This window comes from Microbacterium sp. Au-Mic1 (assembly GCF_021341785.1).
In the GTDB taxonomy this organism is placed as follows: Bacteria; Actinomycetota; Actinomycetes; order Actinomycetales; family Microbacteriaceae; genus Microbacterium.
The window spans coordinates 15,595-36,484 of record NZ_JAJTTF010000018.1 but is presented as its reverse complement, the minus strand read 5'-3'; the positions used below and the strand labels follow the sequence as shown (position 1 = coordinate 36,484).

General features: G+C 72.2%; 20 protein-coding genes and 2 riboswitches. Of the genes, 9 read left to right on the top strand and 11 right to left on the bottom strand.

The genetic code is table 11. The annotated features are described in order from the left end of the window. The first annotated feature begins 38 nt into the window (after positions 1 to 38). A complete protein-coding gene (gene nagB / locus LXM50_RS18265) occupies positions 39 to 818 on the top strand; it encodes a glucosamine-6-phosphate deaminase (protein ID WP_233312906.1) in 780 nt (259 codons plus the stop codon). Positions 819 to 839: 21 nt separating this feature from the next. Here nagB and LXM50_RS18260 read toward each other — a convergent pair whose 3' ends face one another. The 6 genes from LXM50_RS18260 to LXM50_RS18235 all read right to left on the bottom strand — a co-directional run bounded on the left by LXM50_RS18260 (position 840) and on the right by LXM50_RS18235 (position 8,354). Then, positions 840 to 1,253, bottom strand: a complete 414-nt coding sequence (locus LXM50_RS18260; RefSeq protein ID WP_233312905.1) for an NUDIX domain-containing protein — start codon at positions 1,251 to 1,253, stop codon at positions 840 to 842. Then, positions 1,246 to 2,679 (bottom strand): FAD-binding oxidoreductase, encoded by a 1,434-nt coding sequence (locus LXM50_RS18255; protein ID WP_233312904.1) that lies wholly within the window; start codon positions 2,677 to 2,679, stop codon positions 1,246 to 1,248. The genes LXM50_RS18260 and LXM50_RS18255 overlap by 8 nt, the downstream gene beginning before the upstream one ends. 8 nt (positions 2,680 to 2,687) lie before the next feature. Beyond that, positions 2,688 to 3,089 (bottom strand): YrdB family protein, encoded by a 402-nt coding sequence (locus LXM50_RS18250; protein ID WP_233312903.1) that lies wholly within the window; start codon positions 3,087 to 3,089, stop codon positions 2,688 to 2,690. Between the two features lie 10 nt (positions 3,090 to 3,099). Further along, complete coding sequence (locus LXM50_RS18645) at positions 3,100 to 5,154, bottom strand: sigma-70 family RNA polymerase sigma factor (RefSeq protein ID WP_267921074.1); 2,055 nt, start codon at positions 5,152 to 5,154, stop codon at positions 3,100 to 3,102. A 468-nt stretch (positions 5,155 to 5,622) separates the two neighbouring features. Further along, positions 5,623 to 6,798: an N-acetylglucosamine-6-phosphate deacetylase gene (nagA, locus tag LXM50_RS18240; RefSeq protein ID WP_233312902.1), complete on the bottom strand. Its 1,176-nt coding sequence runs from the start codon at positions 6,796 to 6,798 to the stop codon at positions 5,623 to 5,625. Then, the gene (locus LXM50_RS18235; RefSeq protein WP_233312901.1) at positions 6,795 to 8,354 is read right to left on the bottom strand and encodes a beta-N-acetylhexosaminidase; all 1,560 of its coding nucleotides are present in this window, start codon (positions 8,352 to 8,354) and stop codon (positions 6,795 to 6,797) included. The genes nagA and LXM50_RS18235 overlap by 4 nt, the downstream gene beginning before the upstream one ends. An 85-nt stretch (positions 8,355 to 8,439) precedes the next feature. Continuing rightward, positions 8,440 to 8,522, top strand: a riboswitch (ZMP/ZTP riboswitch). Positions 8,523 to 8,556: 34 nt separating this feature from the next. Here LXM50_RS18235 and glyA point away from each other — a divergent pair. Both glyA and LXM50_RS18225 read left to right on the top strand, forming a co-directional pair. Continuing rightward, entirely contained in the window at positions 8,557 to 9,831 is a 1,275-nt protein-coding gene (gene glyA / locus LXM50_RS18230) for a serine hydroxymethyltransferase (protein ID WP_233312900.1), read from the top strand. Continuing rightward, positions 9,828 to 10,709, top strand: a complete 882-nt coding sequence (locus tag LXM50_RS18225; RefSeq protein WP_233312899.1) for a bifunctional methylenetetrahydrofolate dehydrogenase/methenyltetrahydrofolate cyclohydrolase — start codon at positions 9,828 to 9,830, stop codon at positions 10,707 to 10,709. The genes glyA and LXM50_RS18225 overlap by 4 nt, the downstream gene beginning before the upstream one ends. A gap of 87 nt (positions 10,710 to 10,796) precedes the next feature. On the opposite strand, the gene LXM50_RS18220 is transcribed toward LXM50_RS18225, so the two are convergent. Next, positions 10,797 to 11,336, bottom strand: coding sequence for a hypothetical protein (locus LXM50_RS18220; RefSeq protein WP_233312898.1), 540 nt, complete (start codon positions 11,334 to 11,336; stop codon positions 10,797 to 10,799). Between the two features lie 123 nt (positions 11,337 to 11,459). On the opposite strand from LXM50_RS18220, the gene LXM50_RS18215 reads away from it, so the two are divergent. Further along, entirely contained in the window at positions 11,460 to 12,803 is a 1,344-nt protein-coding gene (locus tag LXM50_RS18215; protein WP_233312897.1) for an anaerobic C4-dicarboxylate transporter, read from the top strand. A gap of 25 nt (positions 12,804 to 12,828) precedes the next feature. On the opposite strand, the gene LXM50_RS18210 is transcribed toward LXM50_RS18215, so the two are convergent. Further along, positions 12,829 to 13,917, bottom strand: a complete 1,089-nt coding sequence (locus LXM50_RS18210; protein ID WP_233312896.1) for an N-formylglutamate amidohydrolase — start codon at positions 13,915 to 13,917, stop codon at positions 12,829 to 12,831. Between the two features lie 67 nt (positions 13,918 to 13,984). Continuing rightward, positions 13,985 to 14,572, bottom strand: coding sequence for a TetR/AcrR family transcriptional regulator (locus LXM50_RS18205; protein WP_233312895.1), 588 nt, complete (start codon positions 14,570 to 14,572; stop codon positions 13,985 to 13,987). A gap of 66 nt (positions 14,573 to 14,638) precedes the next feature. On the opposite strand from LXM50_RS18205, the gene LXM50_RS18200 reads away from it, so the two are divergent. Beyond that, positions 14,639 to 15,115, top strand: a complete 477-nt coding sequence (locus LXM50_RS18200) for a DUF4188 domain-containing protein (RefSeq protein ID WP_233312894.1) — start codon at positions 14,639 to 14,641, stop codon at positions 15,113 to 15,115. A 47-nt stretch (positions 15,116 to 15,162) separates the two neighbouring features. Here the strand turns inward: LXM50_RS18200 and LXM50_RS18195 are convergent, their stop codons facing one another. Both LXM50_RS18195 and LXM50_RS18190 read right to left on the bottom strand, forming a co-directional pair. Further along, on the bottom strand, positions 15,163 to 16,365 hold the full coding sequence (locus tag LXM50_RS18195; protein ID WP_233312893.1) for a HupE/UreJ family protein: 1,203 nt from the start codon (positions 16,363 to 16,365) through the stop codon (positions 15,163 to 15,165). 25 nt (positions 16,366 to 16,390) lie between these two features. Further along, positions 16,391 to 17,122 (bottom strand): DUF6882 domain-containing protein, encoded by a 732-nt coding sequence (locus LXM50_RS18190; protein WP_233312892.1) that lies wholly within the window; start codon positions 17,120 to 17,122, stop codon positions 16,391 to 16,393. 93 nt (positions 17,123 to 17,215) lie between these two features. Continuing rightward, a riboswitch (TPP riboswitch) is annotated at positions 17,216 to 17,315 on the top strand. Here LXM50_RS18190 and thiO point away from each other — a divergent pair. The 4 genes from thiO (at position 17,310) to LXM50_RS18170 (ending at position 20,886) form a co-directional block, all read left to right on the top strand. Continuing rightward, the gene (gene thiO, locus LXM50_RS18185; RefSeq protein WP_233312891.1) at positions 17,310 to 18,497 is read left to right on the top strand and encodes a glycine oxidase ThiO; all 1,188 of its coding nucleotides are present in this window, start codon (positions 17,310 to 17,312) and stop codon (positions 18,495 to 18,497) included. It overlaps the preceding riboswitch by 6 nt. A gap of 108 nt (positions 18,498 to 18,605) precedes the next feature. Beyond that, positions 18,606 to 18,863: a sulfur carrier protein ThiS gene (gene thiS, locus LXM50_RS18180; protein WP_233312890.1), complete on the top strand. Its 258-nt coding sequence runs from the start codon at positions 18,606 to 18,608 to the stop codon at positions 18,861 to 18,863. 5 nt (positions 18,864 to 18,868) lie between these two features. Then, positions 18,869 to 19,705, top strand: coding sequence for a thiazole synthase (locus tag LXM50_RS18175; RefSeq protein WP_267921073.1), 837 nt, complete (start codon positions 18,869 to 18,871; stop codon positions 19,703 to 19,705). Beyond that, positions 19,702 to 20,886: a ThiF family adenylyltransferase gene (locus LXM50_RS18170; protein ID WP_233312889.1), complete on the top strand. Its 1,185-nt coding sequence runs from the start codon at positions 19,702 to 19,704 to the stop codon at positions 20,884 to 20,886. Before LXM50_RS18175 ends, LXM50_RS18170 begins: the two co-directional genes overlap by 4 nt. Positions 20,887 to 20,890: the final 4 nt, after the last annotated feature.

Genomic DNA, 20,890 nt, shown 5'->3' with positions numbered 1-20,890 from the left:
CAGAATCCACGCCACCGACACCTACGAGGGAGCACCCCATGGCCGAAGTCGTCATCGTCGAGAACTCCGCCGCTGCCGGCGAACTGGTCGCCGCCGAGATCGCACGGCTCATCGCCCGCCGCTCGGACGCGGTGCTCGGGCTCGCAACCGGATCCACCCCGCTGCCGGTCTACTCGGCCCTGCGCGCTCGGCTCGCCGACGCCGACGTCTCGCGCGTGCGCGGTTTCGCCCTGGACGAGTACGTCGGCATCGACCCCTCCCACCCGGAGAGCTACCGGTCCGTGATCACGCGCGAGGTCGTCGAGCCGCTCGGCCTGACTCCGGCGCTGGTCCATGTGCCGGACGGATCCGAGGATGGGATCGAGCACGCCGGCGCCGAGTACGACGCCAAGATCCGGGCGGCAGGCGGAGTCGACCTGCAGCTGCTCGGCATCGGCACCGACGGCCACATCGGGTTCAACGAGCCCGGCAGCTCGTTCGCGTCGCGCACCAGGGTCAAGACCCTCACGGAGCAGACCCGCGAGGACAACGCGCGCTTCTTCGACTCGCTCGCGCAGGTGCCGCGGCACTGCATCACCCAGGGCCTCGGCACGATCCTGGAGGCCCGCCACCTCGTGCTGCTCGCTTACGGCGAGGGCAAGGCGCAGGCCATCGCGGATGCCGTCGAGGGGCCGCTCTCCGCCTTCATGCCGGCCTCGGCGATCCAGCTGCATCCGCATGCGACGGTGGTCGTGGACGAGGCCGCGGCGTCGAAGCTGAAGCTCGCCGACTACTACCGCTACACCTTCGCGAACAAGCCGGCCTGGCAGGGGATCTGACCGGATCCGGCACGTCGACGCTCAGCGATCGGGGAGAAGCCCCGGCCAGGCCAGGGGGAGCAGGTGCTCCTCGCTGAGCGGCGCCAGCGGAAGCGACTCCGCATCGGCCGGGGTGATCCAGCGGAGCTCGGCGAGCTCGGCCTGCACCTGCACGTCGCCGGGCTCGGCGGATGTGGCGAACGCGGTCGCGACCACGCGGTGACCGGGCTCGTTCGCAGCGGCCGAGACGAACACGCCGAGCGGGCGCAGCGCGTCCTCATCGACGAGGAGCCCGAGCTCCTCGTGCAGTTCGCGAGCGAGGGTCTGCGCCGCGGTCTCACCGGCCTCCGGCTTGCCGCCGGGCTGCATGAACCGTTCGGTGCCCTGCTTGCGCACCACCAGTACGCGCCCTGCCGTGTCGGTGATGATCGCGGCCGAGACATGGATGTCAGGCATGGGACTCCTCCGTTCGGTCCGGCATCTCATCGTCCGGCGCCGCGGCGCCCGCTCCGGCGGGGCGAGGTGCGAAGACCCGGCCGGGCGCCAGGATGCCTGCCGGATCGAACGCGCGCACGATGTCGCGCTGCAGCTCCCACTGGTCCTCGCCGAGCTCCTCGGCGAGCCAGCGGCTCTTGAGGATCCCGATGCCGTGCTCGCCGGTGAGCGTGCCGCCCAGACGCATGGCGGCACGGAACAGGTCGTCCGCAGCCTGCCAGATCCGCTCGGGGATCTCCGGGCTCTGCACGATGAAGTTGGGATGCAGGTTGCCGTCGCCGGCGTGAGCGACCGTGGGGATCTCGATCGCGTACTCCTGCTCGATGCGCGCGATCTCGTCGAACATCGCGGGCAGTGCGCTGCGCGGCACGGAGACGTCCTCGATGAGGGTGGTGCCCAGGGCGGCCATCGCGGCGTGCATCGAACGACGGATCCGCAGCAGCTCCTCGCCCTGCGCGGGGTCGTCGGTCACCGTCACGGTCCCCCCGGATGCGCGCAGCACCGTGGCGATCTGCTCCGCCTCGACCGCGGCGGAGCGTCCGTCGGTCTGGATCGTCAGCTGCGCCACCCCGTCGGCCGGCGGATCCAGCTCGAGCAGCGCATGCACGGCGGCGAGGCAGCGCGCATCCATGAGCTCCATGATCGCGGGCTCCGCTCCCGAGGCCGTGACGGCTGCGGATCCGCGGGCGGCGTCGCGGACGGCCGGAAAGGTCGCGACGATCGTGCACGGGCTGCCGGGCACGATGCGGCGCAGTTTCAGGGTGGCGCCGACGATCACGCCGAGCCGCCCTTCGGATCCGATCACGAGCGAGGTGAGGTCGAGGCCCGTCACGCCCTTCACGCTGCGGTGCCCCAGGTGCAGCAGACGGCCGTCCGCGAGCACGAGGTCGATCGCGAGCACGGCGTCGCGCACCACGCCGTACTTGGCGCACAGCAGGCCGCCCGCGCCGGTGGCGATGTTGCCGCCGATCGTGGAGATGTCGCGGCTGGCGGGGTCGGGCGGCCACCACAGTCCGTGCTCGGCCAGGAGCGCGTCGAGCTCGGCGTTGAGGATCCCCGGTTCCACCACGGCGAGGAGGTTGTCGGGACGGATCTCGAGCACGCGGCGCATGCGCAGCGTGGACAGGACGATCTCCCCGGCGCCGGCGATCGCGGCGCCCGCCAGGCCGGTGCCTGCGCCGCGCACCACGACGGGCGTGCGGGTCTCCTGTGCGATGCGAAGCGTCGCCTGCACATCGGAGGTCGATTCGGCGTGCACCACCGCGAGGGGTGCGGTCGGTGAGGCATGCCCGGAGCGGTCGGCGCGGGCGGCGTCGAGAGCGGCGTCCGTGGTGTCGACGCGGTCGCCCAGCGCGGTGCGGAGCCGATCCAGGACGGTGACGTGCACCGGCGGCCTCAGGACAGCGCGCGGCGGCCGGCCATGAGCCCCGTGGCGATCGCGACGACGGCGAAGCCGAGCCCGATCCAGGCCTGTCCCATCGTCCACCAGGCGACGGTCACGGCGGCATAGAGGAGGAGTTCGACCGCGGCCCGCACGAACGGGTGGACGACCAGCACCGGGCGCGGGGAGAGGAACAGCGCCCACAGCAGCAGCGTGATCACCGGTGCGCCGATCGCTGCGACGAGGTTCCACGGCAGGGTCCACACGGCGAGGCCCCACAGTACGAGAGACGCGAGCGCGGCGACCAGGACGATCACGCGCACGATGTCGAGCGCGGTGGCGCGGGGGAGCACACCCTGCTGCAGGGGGAGCGATGCGGCCGCTCCAGGGGTCTGGGTAGGGGTGTCGGCGGACATGCCGACAATTCTACGCGCCGGGCGCGGGGGCGACCGCGGGCGCCGGCGGGTCGACAACGGTCGCCGGTGCGGTCGTCGGGGCGACCGATTCCGGAGCGGTCGGTGCGGGCGCGGTCTGGTCCGGAGCGGGCACGACAGTCTCGGCCGGTGCCGGTGCCGGTGCCGGTGCCGGTGCCGGTGCCGGCTCGACAGGTGCCGGGGCGGGCACGGGAACGGTCGGGGTCGACGCGGGCTGGGCGCCGGTCCCCGGCGTCTCGACCGGGGGCGTCGCGGGCGGGGCGGGCGTCGTCCCCGGGTCCGCCGGAGTGCCCGCCTGGTCGGACGTCGCGCCCGTCACGGCCAGCGCGGCCAGGGTCGTCGTCCGCCAGGCTCCCGGCGAGCCGTCGATCACGGAGCGCAGCTTCACGGTGGCGTTGAAGAGGATCTCGGCGGCAGTCGGGCGGATGTCCGCCGTGCCGGCGCCGGCGGCGTCCAGCACGACCTGAGCGCCGCGCGCGGGCCGTCCCTTGATCCAGACCTGGATGATCGTACCGGGCGTGCCCGTGAGCGGGATCAGGACGTGGGTGTGGAGGTTGTCGTCGATCACGAAGGTCGCCGTGCCCCACGAGAAGGCGGGACCGGTACCGGGATCGGTTCCGGGGTCCGTGCCGGGGTCTGTACCTGGGTCTGTACCCGGGTCTGTACCCGGGTCGGTGCCGGGGTCTGTACCGGGATCCGTTCCGGGGTCTGTGCCCGGGTCCGTACCGGGTTTGCCCGGCTCGACGGGAGTGGTCGGCTCCACCGGGACGGGTGCGGGGTCGCTCGCGGGCACGTTCTTCGGGACCTCGACCGGGACGCTCACGATCGGCTTCGGCTTCTCCGGCCGCGGGGCGGGGTCGGGCGCCGGATCCGCTGGGGCGGGCTGCGTGAGCGGACCGCTGGCCGGCGGCGACATCTGGGCCACGATGCTGGAGTCGCCCTGATCCGAGGCGGAGGGGGCCGAGGTGGAGGCGGGGTTCGCGGTGAGCCCGGGCACCACGGCCGCGGCGACGATCGCGCCGGCGATCACCAGTGCCGCCGACCCCGCGCCGACCAGGGCGCCGAAGCCGGCGACCGCGCCACCCGTGGAACCTGTGGTGCCTCCTGAGCCGGCCGCAGCCGATCCGGCGACGTGGGCAGCGGCTCCCGCCGCACCGGCGCCGGCGGATCCGGCGACGACGGCGCCCTGCACGACGCTCGACGGCATCGCCGCGAGGGCGACGACCGGAGCGGATCCGCTCTGCAGCATCGCGAGATAGGCGCCGGAGCCGCCGATGCCGAGCACCAGCGGAAGCAGCACGAACGCGAGACGGTGCGAGACCTCCTTGGCCTCGGCCGCGACGATCAGGCAGCGTGCGCACTCGCCGAGATGGTTCTCCAGCTTGGCGCGGTCGCGCGCGCCGAGGTTGCCGCGCGAATAGGCGCCCAGGCGCTCGATGGTCCACTCGCAGACCGATCCGGGCTCGGCGGTGCTCAGGTGCGCCTGGATCCAGGCCTCACGCAGGCCCTCGCGTGCCCGGAAGGCGAGCTGCGCGGTCGCTCCCGCGGTCATGCCGAGCAGCGGCGCGATCTCGGCCGGCTTCATCTGCTCGATCTCGGAGTACCAGAGCACCTCCTGCCAGCGCGACGGCAGGCTGCGGAAGGCCTTCGCGGACAGGCTGTGGTCGAGGGCGTCGTTCGCGGCCTGCTCGGTCGAGGAGGGATCGGCGACGGTGTCGAGCTCGTCGATCGGGGCCTCGCGCCGAGCACGGCCCCAGCCGGCCGCGGTGTTGCGGATGCTCGTGAACAGATAGGCGCGGAAGGAGCCGGTCGGCCCGCCGCCCTTCTGGATGGCCTGGTAGATCTTGGCGAAGGCCTCCTGCACGAGGTCGTCGGCGTCGAAGGTGCTGGTGACGGACCGCGCCACGGTGATGCCCGACGCGTAGTGCCGGCGCCACAGTTCGGCGAACGCGTCAGCATCGCCCGAGCGGCTGCGCAGCACGAGGTCGGCGTCGCTCCGCCCCGACGCGGGCGCGGCATCGTTCGGTGAAAGGGTGTGGTCGGTCATCTCTCGGTTCTCAGGTCGGAAGCGTTCTCATCAGAAGAGACGCAGACCCCTGGTTCTCATCACGCGGAATCTCCATTGTTCACCCTGAGGCGCGAACACGCCAGGGTGCGAACGAAATCGCCGGCCGTCATCAGAGGTCGAACGCATCGGACTCGGTCCCGATGCACGTGAGACAGCGTCTCAGAACTTTTCTGAAGAGATCTTGCGAAGTCGCGTAATGGATCCGCTTCGTCCCCATCTCTCCTGTCAGAGACAGTCTGCGTGGGCCACCGGGGGGCGGCGAGCACAGGCTCCGGCGGATGGGGATCCGTCGGCGGGGTCGGCCCGGCACCTCGGGGGAGGAGTTCCGGGCCGACCCGCTCTGACAAGGGGAGCCCTCTGATCGGGTACCAGAGGATCTGGGGAGATCACGGGAGGGGGACCGCCGCTGGGGAGCGGCGGCCCCGCCCTGATCGACGGCCCCGGCGTTCAGCGCCGCAATGCCGCACCGGTCCACACGGTCGTGACGTCGAGTCCGGCGGTCAGCAGCACCGCGTCCGCCAACAGCCCGGGCTCGAGCTCGCCCAGTTCGCCCGCGACCCCGATCGCGCGCGCGGGCGTGCGGGTCAGTGCGAGCACGGCGTCCGCGAGGGGGACGCCCGCCTCGACGGCACGGCGCAGCGCCACGTCCTGCGTGAGCGTGGAGCCGGCGATCGAGCCGCTGTCCACCCTCGCGACGCCGTCGAGGACGGTGACGTGCAGCGAGCCGAGCATGTAGTCGCCGTCCGCGGATCCGGCCGCCGCCATTGCATCGGTGACGAGCGCGACCCGTCCCGGCGCCTCGTCGAACACGAGCTTGATGATGTGCGGGTGCAGGTGGATGTTGTCCGCGATCGCCTCCAGCGTCACGCGCTCGTCGTGCGCGGCGGTGAGCACCGGCCCGGGATCGCGGTGGTGCACGGGGCGCATGGCGTTGAACGCATGGGTGAGGATCGTCGCGCCGGCGTCGAATGCGGCGCGCATCGTGTCGTCGTCCGCGTCGGTGTGGCCGACAGCAGCGGCGGCGCCTGCCGCGACGACGAGACGGATCGCCTCCAGCCCGCCCTCGAGCTCGGGGGCGAGGGTGACCTGGCGCACCGTGCCGCGGCCGGCATCGAGCAGCCGCTGCACATCGGCGGCGGCGGGAGCGCGCAGCAGTCCTGGATCGTGGGCTCCCATGTGGCCGGGATCGAGGAACGGGCCCTCCAGGTGCGAGCCGAGCAGGTCGTGCTCGGTCTGCATCAGGTCGGAGACCATGCCGACACGTTCGGAGAGCTCGTCGAGCGTCGCCGTGATCAGCGAGACGACCGCACGCGTGGTGCCGTGCGTGCGGTGCATCGCCCGGGCGGTGCGGATCGCGTCGGCGCCGTCGTCGAAGGCCGCGCTCGCTCCGCCGTGACCGTGGATGTCGACGAAGCCGGGCGTGAGGATCGCGCCGCGGCCGGCCGCCTCGCCCGCGTCCACGACGATGTCCGCCGACGCCCAGTCGGATCCGGTGCCGCGCGCAGCGACCGTTCCGTGCTCGAACCGCACCCAGCCGTCCTCGACGACGGACCCGCCCGAGACGATGCGGGCGGAGTGGATGACGAGGGACCCCTGCGCGGAGCTCTCGGTGCGGGCGGTCATGCGGTCTCCTCGATGCTCGGGGCGGTGCCGGGGCCCACGGCGGGCTCCGGGGTGTTCTCATCGTCCAGCGCGGCGCGGTCGACCGCGATGCCGGAAGCCTCCCACGCGGGGACGAGCTGCGCGACCCTCCCGCGGAACGACTCCCAGGTGCGCTCGGATCCATTCTGCGCCGACCAGCCGATCTCCGCGTGCGCGGCGATGCGCGGGAACGCCAGCCCATCGGCCTCGGCGAGCGTGGTGACGGACTCGGTCCACAGCGGCGCCTCGATGCCGAGGATGGACGCGGCGGGGACCTCGTCGAGCACTGCGGCGGGGTCCCAGTCGTACGCGTCCCGCAGCGGCACGATCCCCGCCCACGCGAGCCCCCGCGGATGGTCGGCGCGAGGCTTCATGTCGAGGTAGGCGCGATCGGAGGGCGAGAGGATGAGGGCGCCGCCGCGCTCAACGAAGCGACGGGCGTGCGCCGCGTGGCCGTCCTCTGGCACGACGGATCCCCAGTACTGCCCGATCATGCCCGGGACGAGGCCGTCGACGGCACCCGCCTCGTGCCAGGCGACGGGGGTCTTCCCGGTCGCCGCGGCGAGGCGTCCCGCGCGCTCGAAGAAGAGCGCGAAGTCGGCGGCGGACGTGCCGAGGCACTCGTCGCCCCCGATGTGCAGGTACGGGCCCGGCATCAGCTCGGCGACCTCGGCGAGCACATCGCGGATGAGGTCGTAGGTGCGCTCCTCGTGGATCTTCACCGACGAGTGCCCCACGCCCCACGCGGCGTAGTGCACGCCGTGCGCCGGCAGCGGCTGGCCCAGTGCGGCAGCCTCCGCGATGTTCGCCTCCGTGATCGCGGGCTCCTCGACGAGGTCGGGATAGCCGAGCCCGACCGCGTGGGTGTGCCCCGGCAGGTCGATCTCGGGAACGATCGTCATGTGCCGTGCGGCGGCGTACGAGACGATCTCGCGGATGTCGTCCTTCGTGTAGAAACCCCCGGGGCCGCCGGTCGCGTCGCCGCCGGATCCGGCGCCGGTGAGCTGCGGCCAGGCGTCGATGTGGATGCGCCAGCCCTGGTCGTCCGTGAGGTGCAGATGCAGGTGGTTGTACTTGAGCGCGACGGCGCGGTCGATCCAGCGCTCGACGTCGGCGACGCCGAAGAAATGCCGCGCGACGTCGAGCATGACGCCGCGGTAGCGGAAGCGCGGAGCGTCCTCGATGCGGACCTCCGGCACGGACCAGCCGCGCTCGCCGCGGCGCAGCAGCTGCAGCAGGGTGCGGGTGCCGTAGAAGAGGCCGGCGGCGTCATGCCCCGTGACCCGGATCCGGTCGGCGCCGGCGGTGAGCGTGTAGCCCTCGGCGGACCCGAGCGCGGGGTCGATCTCGAGCACGATCTCCGTCGTCCCCGCGTTGGTCAGCGCATCCGAGCCGAGCACGCCCTCGAGCTCCGGGCGCAGCAGGGCGATCGCGTCAGGGTCTCCGGCGAGGTGCGCGGATCCGAGCGGGACGGAACCCTCGCCGAGCTGCACGGAGGAGGGGAAGGGGATGAGCGACGGTGCATCATGCAGGACCATGAACAAAAACTACCGTGCTGCGCGGCGCACCGCGCGGACGGTCGGTCGTCACCGCCCTCCGGATCCTCATCGCGATCCGGTAGGCTCGTCCTGTCGCGACTGGCGTCTGGGTGGGTCACCACCGGGGAGCGACCGTCATGGATTCGACCGCGCGCCTGGGCCGATGAGCACCCTTCTCTTCGCTATGTCAAAGGAGCACGCCATGACCGACCGTTTCTTCAACGCGCCTCTCTCCGAGGTCGACCCCGAGATCGCCCAGGTCCTCGACCGGGAGCTCAAGCGCCAGCAGACCTTCCTCGAGATGATCGCCTCGGAGAACTTCGTCCCGGTCTCGGTCCTGCAGTCGCAGGGATCCGTCCTGACCAACAAGTACGCCGAGGGCTACCCCGGCCGCCGCTACTACGGCGGCTGCGAGGAGGTCGACGTCGCCGAGGAGCTCGCGATCGCCCGCGCGAAGGAGCTGTTCGGCGCCGAGTTCGCCAATGTCCAGCCGCACTCCGGCGCCACCGCGAACGCCGCGGTGCTGCACGCCATCGCGCGCCCCGGCGACACCCTGCTCGGTCTGTCGCTCGACCAGGGCGGCCACCTCACGCACGGCATGAAGATCAACTTCTCCGGGCGGCTCTACGACATCGTCGCCTACGGTGTGAACCCGGAGACCTCGACCATCGACATGGACGAGGTGCGCCGCCTCGCCATCGAGCACAAGCCGAAGGTCATCATCGCCGGCTGGTCCGCCTACCCGCGCACCCTCGACTTCGCCGCCTTCCGCGAGATCGCCGACGAGGTGGGCGCGCTGCTCTGGGTCGACATGGCCCACTTCGCCGGACTCGTCGCCGCGGGCCTGCACCCGAACCCGGTGCCGCACGCGCACGTCGTCTCCTCGACCGTGCACAAGACCATCGGCGGCCCCCGCTCCGGCTTCATCCTGACGAACGACGCGGAGATCGCGAAGAAGATCAACTCCGCGGTCTTCCCGGGCCAGCAGGGCGGCCCGCTCATGCACGTGATCGCCGCCAAGGCGACCGCGTTCAAGATCGCCGGCACCCCGGAGTTCAAGGAGCGCCAGGAGCGCGTGCTGCGCGGCGCCGCTCTCATCGCCGACCGTCTCTCGCAGCAGGACGTCACCGATGCGGGCATCGCGGTCCGCTCCGGTGGCACCGACGTGCACCTCGTGCTCGTCGACCTGCGTGACGCCGAGATCGACGGCAAGCAGGCCGAAGACCTGCTGCACGACATCCACATCACGGTGAACCGCAACGCCGTCCCGAACGACCCGCGTCCGCCCATGGTCACCTCGGGTCTGCGTATCGGCACGCCCGCGCTCGCGACCCGCGGCTTCGGCGACGCCGAGTTCACCGAGGTGGCGGATGTCATCGCCCTCGCGCTGCAGCCCGGCGCCGACGTGGAGGCGCTGCGCGCCCGCGTGGACGCGCTCGCAGCCGCGTTCCCGCTCTACCCGGACCTCGTGCAGTGACGGCTCGGATCCTCGACGGCAAGGCGGCCGCGGCCGAGATCAAGGCGGAGCTCGCCGAGCGCGTCGCCGCGCTGAGGGAGAAGGGCATCGTGCCCGGCATCGCCACGGTGCTGGTCGGAGCCGACCCGGCGTCGCAGCTGTACGTCGGCATGAAGCACCGGCAGTCCGAGGCGATCGGGATGAACTCGATCCAGCGCGAGCTGCCGGCCGACGCCACGCAGGCCGAGGTCGAGGCCGTGATCGATGAGCTCAACGCGGATCCGGCCTGCCACGGCTACATCGTGCAGCTGCCCCTGCCGAAGCACCTCGACACCGACGCGATCCTCGAGCGGATCGACCCGGCCAAGGATGCCGACGGACTGCACCCGACGAACCTCGGCCGGCTCGTACTCAACGTGAACGCACCGATCCGCACGCCGCTGCCGTGCACGCCGCGCGGAGTGATCGAGCTGCTGCTGCGCAACGACTACGACCTCAAGGGCAAGCACGTGGTCGTGGTGGGTCGCGGAGTCACGATCGGTCGCCCGATGGGCCTGCTGCTCACGCGGCGCGACATCAACGCCACCGTCACGCAGGTGCACACGGGGACGCCCGACATGTCGCCGTACCTGCGCGAGGCCGACGTGATCGTCGCCGGTGCCGGGGTCAAGCACCTCATCACCGCGGATGTCGTCAAGCCCGGCGCCGCGGTGCTGGACGTGGGCGTGACGCGCGAGGACGACCCGGAGACCGGCAAGAGCAAGGTCTACGGCGACGTGGATCCGGCGGTCGCCGAGGTCGCCGGGTGGATCTCGCCGAACCCCGGGGGCGTCGGCCCGATGACGGTCGCCCTGCTCATGACGAACGTGGTCGAGGCCGCGGAGCGCGCCGCCGCCTGAGCGCGGCGACGCACACGCACCGACCAACGACGGGCGGATCCGACACCGATCGGATCCGCCCGTTCCGTCTGCGGGCAGCGGGCGGGCTCAGCCGAGCTCGTCGAGCATGCGACGCTGCTCGGGCGTGAGACCGTCCTTGAGCTCCTCGCGCCCGGCGGCGGTCGCCTGAGACGACGCGACGGACCCGGCCGCAGGCGTGTCGCGCGCGGATCCGGCCCGGGATCCGGAGATCTTCGCTCCTGCTGCGTCGTAGAGCTCGCCGGCCTTGCGGGTGAGTGCGTCGTCGACCTGGTCGTAGATCACCCAGCCGATGAGCAGGATCACCGGCGGGAGGATCCAGCCCCAGAGGTTCCCCGCGCGCACGCCGCTCAGCCAGACCGTGAGCGCCCAGATGAGGAACTCGACCACGAACACGGCGAGGTACTGCACGAACTTGGTGCCGCCGGCGGACATCGACGATGCGGCCCTCTTCAGCAGCGGCTTGAGGAACAGCGTCGCCAGGGTCAGGATCACCGAGGCCCACAGCGCGTGCAGGCCGACCCGCGCCGGCGTGAGCCAGCCGATCACCAGCAGCACGACCACGTTGAAGACGTAGAGCGACGCGAACCGCACGATCAGATTCCTCATGCATCCAGACTGTCACGGGACACGGCAGGCGGGTAGGGGCGCCGCGCCGGGTCGCGGGCGAGGGTGCGTGGCGCGGCGGCGACCAATATGCTGGCCGCGTCCGCGACCTTCGAGGAGACGCACATGCAGATCGCCCTGTTCATCGCCGAACTGATCGTCGTGCTGGGCTGCATCGTGATGGGCACGCGCTCCAGCGGCGTGGGCCTGGGCCTGTGGGGAGGCGCGGGGGTCGCGATCCTGGTGTTCGTGTTCCGGGTCGTTCCCGGCTCGCCGCCCGTCGACGCGCTCCTCATCGTGCTCTCGGTGGTGCTCGCCTCCTCGATGATGCAGTCCGCCGGCGGCATCGACTGGATGGTGTCGGTCGCGGCGAAGCTCATCGCGCGCAACCCGAAGCAGATCACGCTCGTCGCACCGCTGATCTCGTTCCTGTTCTCGGTCGGCGCGGGGACGTCGAACATCCTGTACCCGCTGCTGCCCGTGATCCAGGACCTCTCGTACCGCAACGGCATCAGGCCGTCCCGTCCGCTGTCGCTGTCCGTCGTCGCGACCGGTGTCGCGCTCGCGTGCAGCCCGGTCTCGGCCGCGATGGCCGCGATGGTGACCCTCACCGACGTGGCGCCCTGGAACTTCGAGCTCATCGACATCCTCAAGGTGACGATCCCGGCCGCCGTCGTCGGCATCGTGGTGTCGAGCTTCGTGGTGAACAGGCTCGGCAAGGAGCTCGCCGACGACCCGGAGGTGCAGGCGAGGATCGCCCGCGGCGAGCTGGCGCCTCCGCGGACCGGGGCTGCCGAGGTCAAGGCGGACGTGACCGTGACCGCCGCGGGACGCAATGCGGCGATCATCTTCCTGCTCGGCGTCGCCGTGATCGTGCTGTTCGGGCTCTTCAAGGCGCTCCGGCCGCTCGACGCCGCCGGAGACCCGGTGAGCATGACCCCGATCATCGAGATCGTGATGTTCGTCGCAGGAACGGTGATCCTGCTCGTCTCGCGGCCCAAGGTCGGAGAGATCCCGACGATGTCCGTGTTCAAGGCCGGCATGGTCTCGGCGATCGCGCTGTTCGGCCTCGCCTGGCTCACGGACACCTTCCTCGGCGCGCACGCGAAGCTCATCTCCGAGGGCGTCGGCGGACTCGTCACCGCGGCCCCGTGGATCTTCGCGCTCGGCGTCTTCCTGGTCTGCGTGCTCACCACCAGCCAGTCCACGGCCACCCGCACGATCGTGCCGATCGGCCTCGCTGCGGGGATCCCGCTCGGGCTGCTCTCGGGCATGTGGGCGGGCGCGTTCGCGGGGATCTACCTGCTGCCGACGAACGGATCGCAGATCGCCGCGGCGAACTTCGACACCTCGGGCACGACCAAGCTCGGCACGAAGCTCGTGGACCATTCCTTCTTCGCACCCACGCTGATCCTGGCCGTCACGACCATCGCGTTCGGCGCCCTGTTCGGCGTGCTCTGGGGCGGGTGAGCCGTGCCGGTGGAGCGCACGTCGATCAGCGGGCGCGGTAGAGATCCCAGGAGCGCCGGCATGCTGCGGCGATGCGGTCGACCTGAGCGGGATCCTCGGTGATCCAGTCGGTGCCGGGCCGGTGCAGCTCGGCGGTCGCCGCGTCGCCGAGGAGGAACTCGCGGAGGAACTCGGCCTGCACGGCGTCGAACTGCGCGCCGGATGCGGCCGCCTCGTCCGCGACCGCCCTGAACCGCGCACCGGCGGCGAGGATCTCCTGGCTGCCGAGGTAGGGCTGATTCAACGCGACGTCGCCGGGATCGGCGACGTCGAAGCCGGCACGATGGGCCTCGGCGAGAGCCCGCAGACGTGCGGGATCCATGGTCGGGGGATCGGCCGGGTCCCGTTCCTCGCCGCGGGCGTCGCCCCGGTTCGAGAGCGCCACGATGCGTGGCAGCCGGTCCTTCTCGGCGCGAGGGACGTCGACGGCTCCGTCCCTCGTCGTGGTGGTGTTCATGGTGTCGTGGAAGGACAGACGGGTGAACGAGCCCCCGGTGCGCAGGCGCTCGGCGATGATCCGCTCGGTGAGTTCATCCCTGGTGCGTTCGTACACACCGAGGCCGCGTTCGGCGACCTCGACGAACGTGTCGACGAGGCGGTGCAGACCGGCGTCGGTGCCGGGCACCTCGATGATCGGGAAGAACGAGAACGTGACGGGGCGGATCGCGTCCACCCCGGTGAGATCCACCTTCTGCCAGGGCCCGGCGGTGCGCACGCGTTCGATCGCCGTCGTCAGATCGGCGGCGACGTCCGCAGGCCTGGCCCGGTTGGGGTCGCGCACGAGCCGGGGATGCGGGTTGATCACGGCGACGACCCGAGGATCCTGCGCTGCCCAGCGTCGCACGATCGCCGCCGTCGCGACGTCGGTGAAGTCGTACTGCAGCCGCCGCGTGAGCGCGGGGGAGAGGAATTCGGCGAGCTCCTCGGGGATGGCGGCCCCGGCATGCGGGCAGCTGACGAGCACATCGGCGTCCTGGAGCGCCTGGTCGAGGGAACGGCGCTGCGGATCCGCGTAGACGACGATGTCCTCGACGGTGAACGTGCGGCCGGCGGGGATCAGATCCAGGGCGCTCATGCGGCTCATGCTACCCAGCCGCGGAGTGCCCGCGGTGAGCCCGACCGCGTGCAGAGCGCCAGCACGCTCAGCGCCCGGGATGCACTGCGGCGATCGCGTCGAGGACCGTCTCGTAGACCGCTTCGGCATCGATCCAGGGCGGGGCGACCCCGGCGAGCTCGAGGCTCACCGCGCCATGCACCTGCGCCCACACGGACAGCGTGCTGCGCAGGTCGACGCCCTCATCGACCCGGTCCGCGCCGGTGAGAGTGCGGGCGAGGGGGAGGAGGGCGTCCAGCTCCGGATCGGACTCCGGATCACCGTGGCCTCCGGTAGCGCCGTGGGGCGCCCCGGCGATCGCGCCGCTGAACATGAGACGGTAGCGGTCGGGGTGCTGCAGCGCCCATGCACGATACGCCTCGCCGAGAGCGCGCAGCCCCCCTGGTTCCGCCTCGCGCTGAGCGCGCGCGAAGGACGCGAACGAGTCGGCGACCACGGCGGAGATGAGATCCGCCTTGCTGCCGAACAGCGAGTAGACGGCGGATGTCGAGGTGTCGGCGCCGAGTGCCACCTCGCGCACGGAGAAGCGCTCAGGGCCATCCCGGTCGATCATCGTCGAGGCGACCTCGATGAGCCGGGAACGCAGGTTCGCATCGTGCGTGATGGGTCTTGCCATGAGGCCGACTCTATCGTAACGTCGTTCTGTAACAGTGTTCTATAACGACGTTCGGAAGGAATGGCGATGAGTGCGAAGGTCTTTCCCGGCCGGTACACGGCGGCCGTGGACCGCAGCGACATCACGGTGTTCGTCATCGGGATGCGGGCGAACAAGTGGTGGCAGCTGGGTCGTGTGCAGCGCGTGGCGCGGCAGATGCCGAAGATGCTGCGCCATCTCGCGCAGCACCCGGAGGCGGGCATGCTCGGCTGCGAGAGCTGGCTGGGTCGTACGACGATCCTGCTCTCGTACTGGGAGAGCCCGGAGCATCTGCAACGCTTCGCGGCGGATCGGGACGCGCCGCACCTGCAGCCGTGGCGCGACTTCATGCGGACCCTGCTCGGATCCGGCAGCGTCGGCGTCTGGCACGAGACCTACCAGGTGCCCGCGGGGGAGATGGAGGCGATCTACGCCGACATGCCGCTGTTCGGCCTCGCCGCGGCCACGGCGCATGAACCCGTGGGCGCAGGTCGGAACACGGCACGCCAGCGGCTCGGCCGCTGAGAGGGGTGCGGGCGACCACGCAGGCGTTCCCTGCGGCCGCCGGGGACTCAGGGCGTGCCGGGCAGACCCAGGATCCGCATCGCGAACCAGAGCAGTCCGAACAGGAGGACCACGGCGGTGACGACCACGCCCAGGACGGTCGCGGTGCGGGGCATCCGACGGCGGAGCAGCAGAAGGGGCGGGAAGACCACCAGGATGATCGAGAGCTGCACCGCCTCGATCCCCAGATTGAAGACGAGCAGCGACCAGAGCAGCGTCCAGGACCACGGCTCCTCGATCTTCAGCGCGGTCGCGAAGCCGAGCCCGTGGATGAGGCCGAAGCCGAACACGATCCCGAGGCGCAGGAGAGCGGCTCGTCGGGACGGTGGCGGCGCCGGCCTTCCGCGACGCCGCGCGGCTCGACGGAGCCGCTCCTCCCAGAGGTGCCAGCCCGCGACGGCCGCGATCGACAGCGCGATCGCGGGCTCGACCACGTTCGCGCCGATGTGCACGAGGCCCAGGGCCGCGAGCAGGAAGGTGATCGAGTGCGCGACCGTGAAGCAGGTCGCGAGCTCGACCACGTCCCGCAGACGCCGCGAGCTGATGATGAGCGCGAGGAGGAACAGGATGTGGTCGATCCCGGTCAGCAGGTGCTCGGCGCCGAGCAGGAAGAACTCGGCGAAACGCGCGGTCCAGGGCTGCGCCGTGGAGAACTGCGGATGCGCGGCGTCGAGGGCCGCGCTGCCGCTGCGGCCGTCGACCGCGTATGTCACGATCGTCTTGGAGTCGGTGACCATGCCTTCGGAGTCGGGGAAAAGGGCGCTCCGCACGACGAAGGCCCCGCCGTGCCCGGCACTGCACGCGTATCGGACCGCGAAGCGCGCGTAGTCGGTCGCGTCCCTCGCGTGGAAGACCGCGGCGCCGTCGGGGTGCGGCGCACAGGCCGAGCCGCCCTCGACCGTGACGGTGAATCGTTTCGTGGTGTAGGCGAGGATCGCCGCGGCGTGGCCGGCGAGCACCCGGTTCTCGCCGCCCGACTGGGGGTGCTCGATGGCGTCGGCGAAGAGCGCGGGGTCGTTCTGCGTCTTGGCGGCGGAGGCGCTCAGCAGTTCGTACTGGAGGTCGAACTCGACGCGCACATCGTTCGTGCCTGCCGAGGTCAGATCGGCATAGGCGACCGTGGTGACATGCCCCCAGGCGGGACCCGCGGACAGCAGCAGCGCGGAGACGGCGAGGGCCAGAGCGACCGCGGCGCGCGGAACCGAGCGCATCGGCGGTCGCTTCGGATCGGCCGGATCAGGCCTGAGGGACCTGCCCGAGCTGCGACTCGATGCCGGCGATGCGCGCGTACTCGTCGAAGCGGAACGTGGCGCTGCCGCTCGCGTCGCTGACGACCGCTGCGGAGTAGGCCTCGTCGGCCCACTGCATGCTCCAGCCGGCGAGCCGTGCCAGATCCCACACGGAGGAGCGCGCGTCGGAGAGCGTCAGTTCGGACAGGATCCGAGGCAGGGCGACGACGGCATCGGCGACCGTGAGCGGAACGAGCGGCGCATCCAGCAGGAACACGGCCCGCGTGCCGCTGCCGACCGGGGCGGAGTAGTACGGCGAGCGTCCGGTGATCTCCTCGGCGATCGCGCCGACCTGATGCGCGGCGCCCGCGATCCACTCGTCCAGGTCCGCGTCGGCCTCGGCAGGGAAGGGCAGCTCCGCGTTCGACAGCGCGTCGATCGAGTACGTCGTGCCGTAGTCGCGGAGGCCGGCGACGGACGGATCGGATCCCCCCTGCGGGTGCGCCCAGGCCCACATCAGCGAACGGGGCCCCGGGGCGATCGTGGCGACGAGCGATGCGCGCGCGACGAGCTGGCGGCTCGGATCGGTCTCGGAGGTGAAGGTGAGGGTGCCCGCCGCGAGGTCGACGTCCCAGCGGTGCTCGCCCAGGGCGGCAGTCGCGGTGACCAGCTGGTCCTGGCGGAGGGCGGCGAAGAGCGCCGCGCGGTCGGCGAGGGGCGCGAGGGCGGGGAAGGTCATGCCCTCATCCTGCCGCGCAGGCCTATGAATGCGCCAGTCGCGCGGCCACGGAGCCGTCATCGGTGCACCGCTGTCGGCGCGACCCTCTAGGGTGGAGGGGTCCGCGGGAGCCCAGAGGGGCTGAGAGGGCCACGTGCCGACCGCCGAACCTGATACGGGTCATACCGTCGTAGGAAAGGGCACAGTCATGCGCATCATCGTCGTCGGCGCCGGGATCATCGGTCTCGCCAGCGCCTCCGAACTGCTTCGGCGCGGGCACGAGGTGACCGTGTTCGATCCCGACCCGGTTGCGGGGGCGAGCCGCGCCGCCGCCGGCATGCTCGCACCGACCACGGAGTTCGCCTGGGGGCAGGACGTCCTGCATCCGCTGCTGGCGGACGCGGCGGGGCGCTACCCCGCCTTCATCGCCGCCCTCGAGGGGCGCACGGGCCTCCGCACGGGCCACCGCCGCACCGCCACCCTGGCGCTCGGAGTCGACGCCGCCGATCGGGAGACCCTCGCCGAGCTCGCCGCACGGCGAGGCGCCGCGGTGCGGCGGATCACGGGTTCGCAGGCCAGGGAGCTCGAACCAGCGCTCGCTCCCGCCGTCTCCGGCGGGCTGCTCGTCCCCGACGATCATCAGGTCGACCCGCGCCGGGTCGCCGCCGCGCTGCTCGCCGAGCTCGGATCCCGGGTGCGTCTGGAGGCGGTGGCCGCCGTCGAACGGGAGGCGGGATCCGAACGTGCGACCGGGGTTCGGACGGTCTCCGGCGAACGCGCGGACGCGGACGAGGTGCTCGTGGCCGCGGGTCTGGGCGCGACGCGCATCGACGGAGTGCCGCCGCTGCCGCTGCGCCCGGTGTGGGGCGACATCCTGCGCCTGCGCGTGCCGGATGGGATCCGGCCGCTGCTCACGCACACCGTCCGCGGACTGGTGCGCGGCTCCGCCGTGTACCTCGTGCCGCGGGAGGACGGAGAGCTCGTGCTCGGCGCCACCGTGCGCGAGGGCGGCGTGGAGGGCGTGCAGGCCGGAGGCGTCCTCGCCCTGCTGCGCGACGCGGAGCGGATCCTGCCCGGCGTCGCGGAATGCGAGATCGCCGAGGTGCTCGCCCGTGCTCGCCCCGGCAGCCCCGACGCCGTGCCGCTGCTCGGCCGCGTCGCGCCAGGACTGGTGGTCGCCACCGGGTTCGACCGGCACGGTGTGCTGCTGACGCCGCTCGCCGCCGAGCTCGGCGCGGACCTCATCGAGGGGCGGGGCGTCGCCCCCGCCGTCTCGGCCGCGATGGACCCGTTCCGCTTCGACGGCACCGGCGACGCCACCGCTGAAGGCACCGCCACCGGTACTGGCACCGGCGCTGCGCGCGCCACCGGCGCCCCGGCTCTCAGCGTCGCCTGAACGCTCGGTCTGCCGGGTCGCACGCCGCTCGCTGCCCCGCGCGTTCCCTCGCTTCGCACCCCGGATCCCGCTTCCCGGCGCCCCCTGTCCCCTGAAGAAAGGCCGATGATGACCGACACCCCCACCGCCCCCACGATCCGGCTGAACGGCGCCCGCCATGACGTCGCGGCCGGGTCGTCCCTGCTCGATCTGGTGGCGCAGCTCACCGGGCGCGAACTCCGCACCGACGGAACCCGGGTCGACGGCGGGCGCCTCGGCGTCGCTGCGGCGATCGCCGGCTCCGTCGTGCCGCGCGGCGGCTGGGCCCTGCGCACTCTCGCCGACGGCGACGAGGTCGAGGTCGTCACCGCGGTGCAGGGCGGCTGAGCGTCATGACCGTGATCGACACGACTCCCGGGCATCCCGACGTCTCCGCGGAGGCGGATCCGTTCCTCGTCGCGGGGGAGCGGTTCTCATCCCGCCTCATCATGGGGACGGGCGGGGCGACCAGCCTCGCGCTGCTGGAGCAGGCGCTGCTGGCCTCCGGCACCGAGATCACCACCGTCGCGATCCGCCGGTTCTCCCCGGACGGGCGCGACTCCGTGTTCGCTCTGCTCGAGCGGCTCGGCGTGCGCGTGCTGCCGAACACGGCCGGGTGCTACACCGCGCGCGACGCGGTGCTGACCGCGCAGCTGGCCCGCGACGCGCTCGAGACCGACTGGGTGAAGCTCGAGGTGATCGCCGACGAGGAGACCCTGCTGCCGGATCCGGTCGAGCTGTTCCGCGCCGCGGAGGAGCTCACCGCCGATGGCTTCCGCGTGTTCGCCTACACGAACGACGACCCCGCGCTCGCCCGCCGTCTGGAGGATGTCGGCGTCGCCGCGGTGATGCCGGCCGGATCGCCGATCGGCAGCGGCCTGGGCATACTGAACCCGCACAACATCGCGACGATCGTGGATCGTGCCGCGGTGCCGGTCGTGCTCGACGCCGGTGTCGGCACCGCCTCGGACGCTGCGCTGGCCATGGAGCTCGGCGTGGACGCGGTGCTGCTCGCGAGCGCTGTCACCCGCGCACACGACCCCGCGACGATGGCGAGGGCGATGCGTGCCGCCGTCGAGGCGGGGCGGCTGGCGCGCGCGGCGGGGCGGATCCCGAAGCGGCCGCTCGCGCTCGCCTCGTCCGGCGGCGAGGGACTCATCGCGCCCCGCCCGTCGGAGGAGGACCTGTGACGCGGTCCGTCGTGGTGGAGGCGGTTCGCACGGTCTCGCTGCCTCCGCTCGTGGGGCAAGGCCCGGCGTTGCCGCCGGCGCGGGCCGCGCGCTTCGCCCGGCACATCGCCCTGCCGGGCGTCGGCGCGGCCGGTCAACGCCGTATCGCCGCCGCCCGGGTGCTGATGATCGGCGCCGGCGGACTGGGGGCGCCCGCGATCCAGTACCTCGCCGCGGCCGGCATCGGCCGGATCACCGTGGTCGACGACGACCGGGTGGAGCGCACGAACCTGCAGCGTCAGGTGCTGCACACCGAAGGCGATGTCGGCCGTCCCAAGGCCGAGTCGGCGCGCGACGCCGTAGCGGCCCGCGACGCCGCCCTGCATGTGGTGGCGAGGGTCGATCGGCTCGGTCCGGACAATGCGCTCGCGCTCTTCGCGGCGCACGACCTCGTGCTCGACGGCAGCGACAACTTCGCCACGCGGTACCTCTGCAGCGACGCCGCCGAGCTCACCGGCACCCCCGTGGTGTGGGGCGGCATCCTGCGCTTCGCCGGACAGCTCAGCGTGTTCTGGCCCGGCCGCGGGCCCATGCTCCGCGACCTCTTCCCCGAGCTCCCCGACGATGAGGCGCTGGACTGCGCGACCGGGGGCGTGTTCGGCGCGCTCTGCGGCGTGATCGGATCGGCGATGGCCGTGGAGGCACTCAAGCTCGTCTGCGGGATCGGGGAGCCGCTCGTGGGCCGGCTCGCCCGGTACGACGCGCTGACCGCGCGCTGGGACGAGCTGCGCTTCGACGTTGATGCGGACCGTCCGCCGGTGACGGGACTCGAGTCGATCGCGGACGCGTGTCGCGCGGCGGCGTCGGTGGGTCGCCCGGACGACATCTCCGCAGGGGAGGTGGCCGCGCGCCTGCGAGCCGGCACGGACGGACTCGTCGTGGTCGATGTGCGCACCTCCCGGGAGCGGGAGTCGGCGTCGATCCCCGGATCCGTGCATGTGCCGCTGGAGCGCATCCTGGCCGACGGCTGGCCCGTGCTCGCGGCGGAGCTGGGCGGGGCCGCCGTGGACGGACGGGACATCGTCCTCACCTGCCAGGCCGGGATCCGCTCGGCCCGCGCGATCGACGCGCTGCGCGCGAACGCGCCGGCGGGCACCCCGCTGCGCAACCTCGCCGGCGGAATGAGCGCGTGGGCGCACTGAGGCC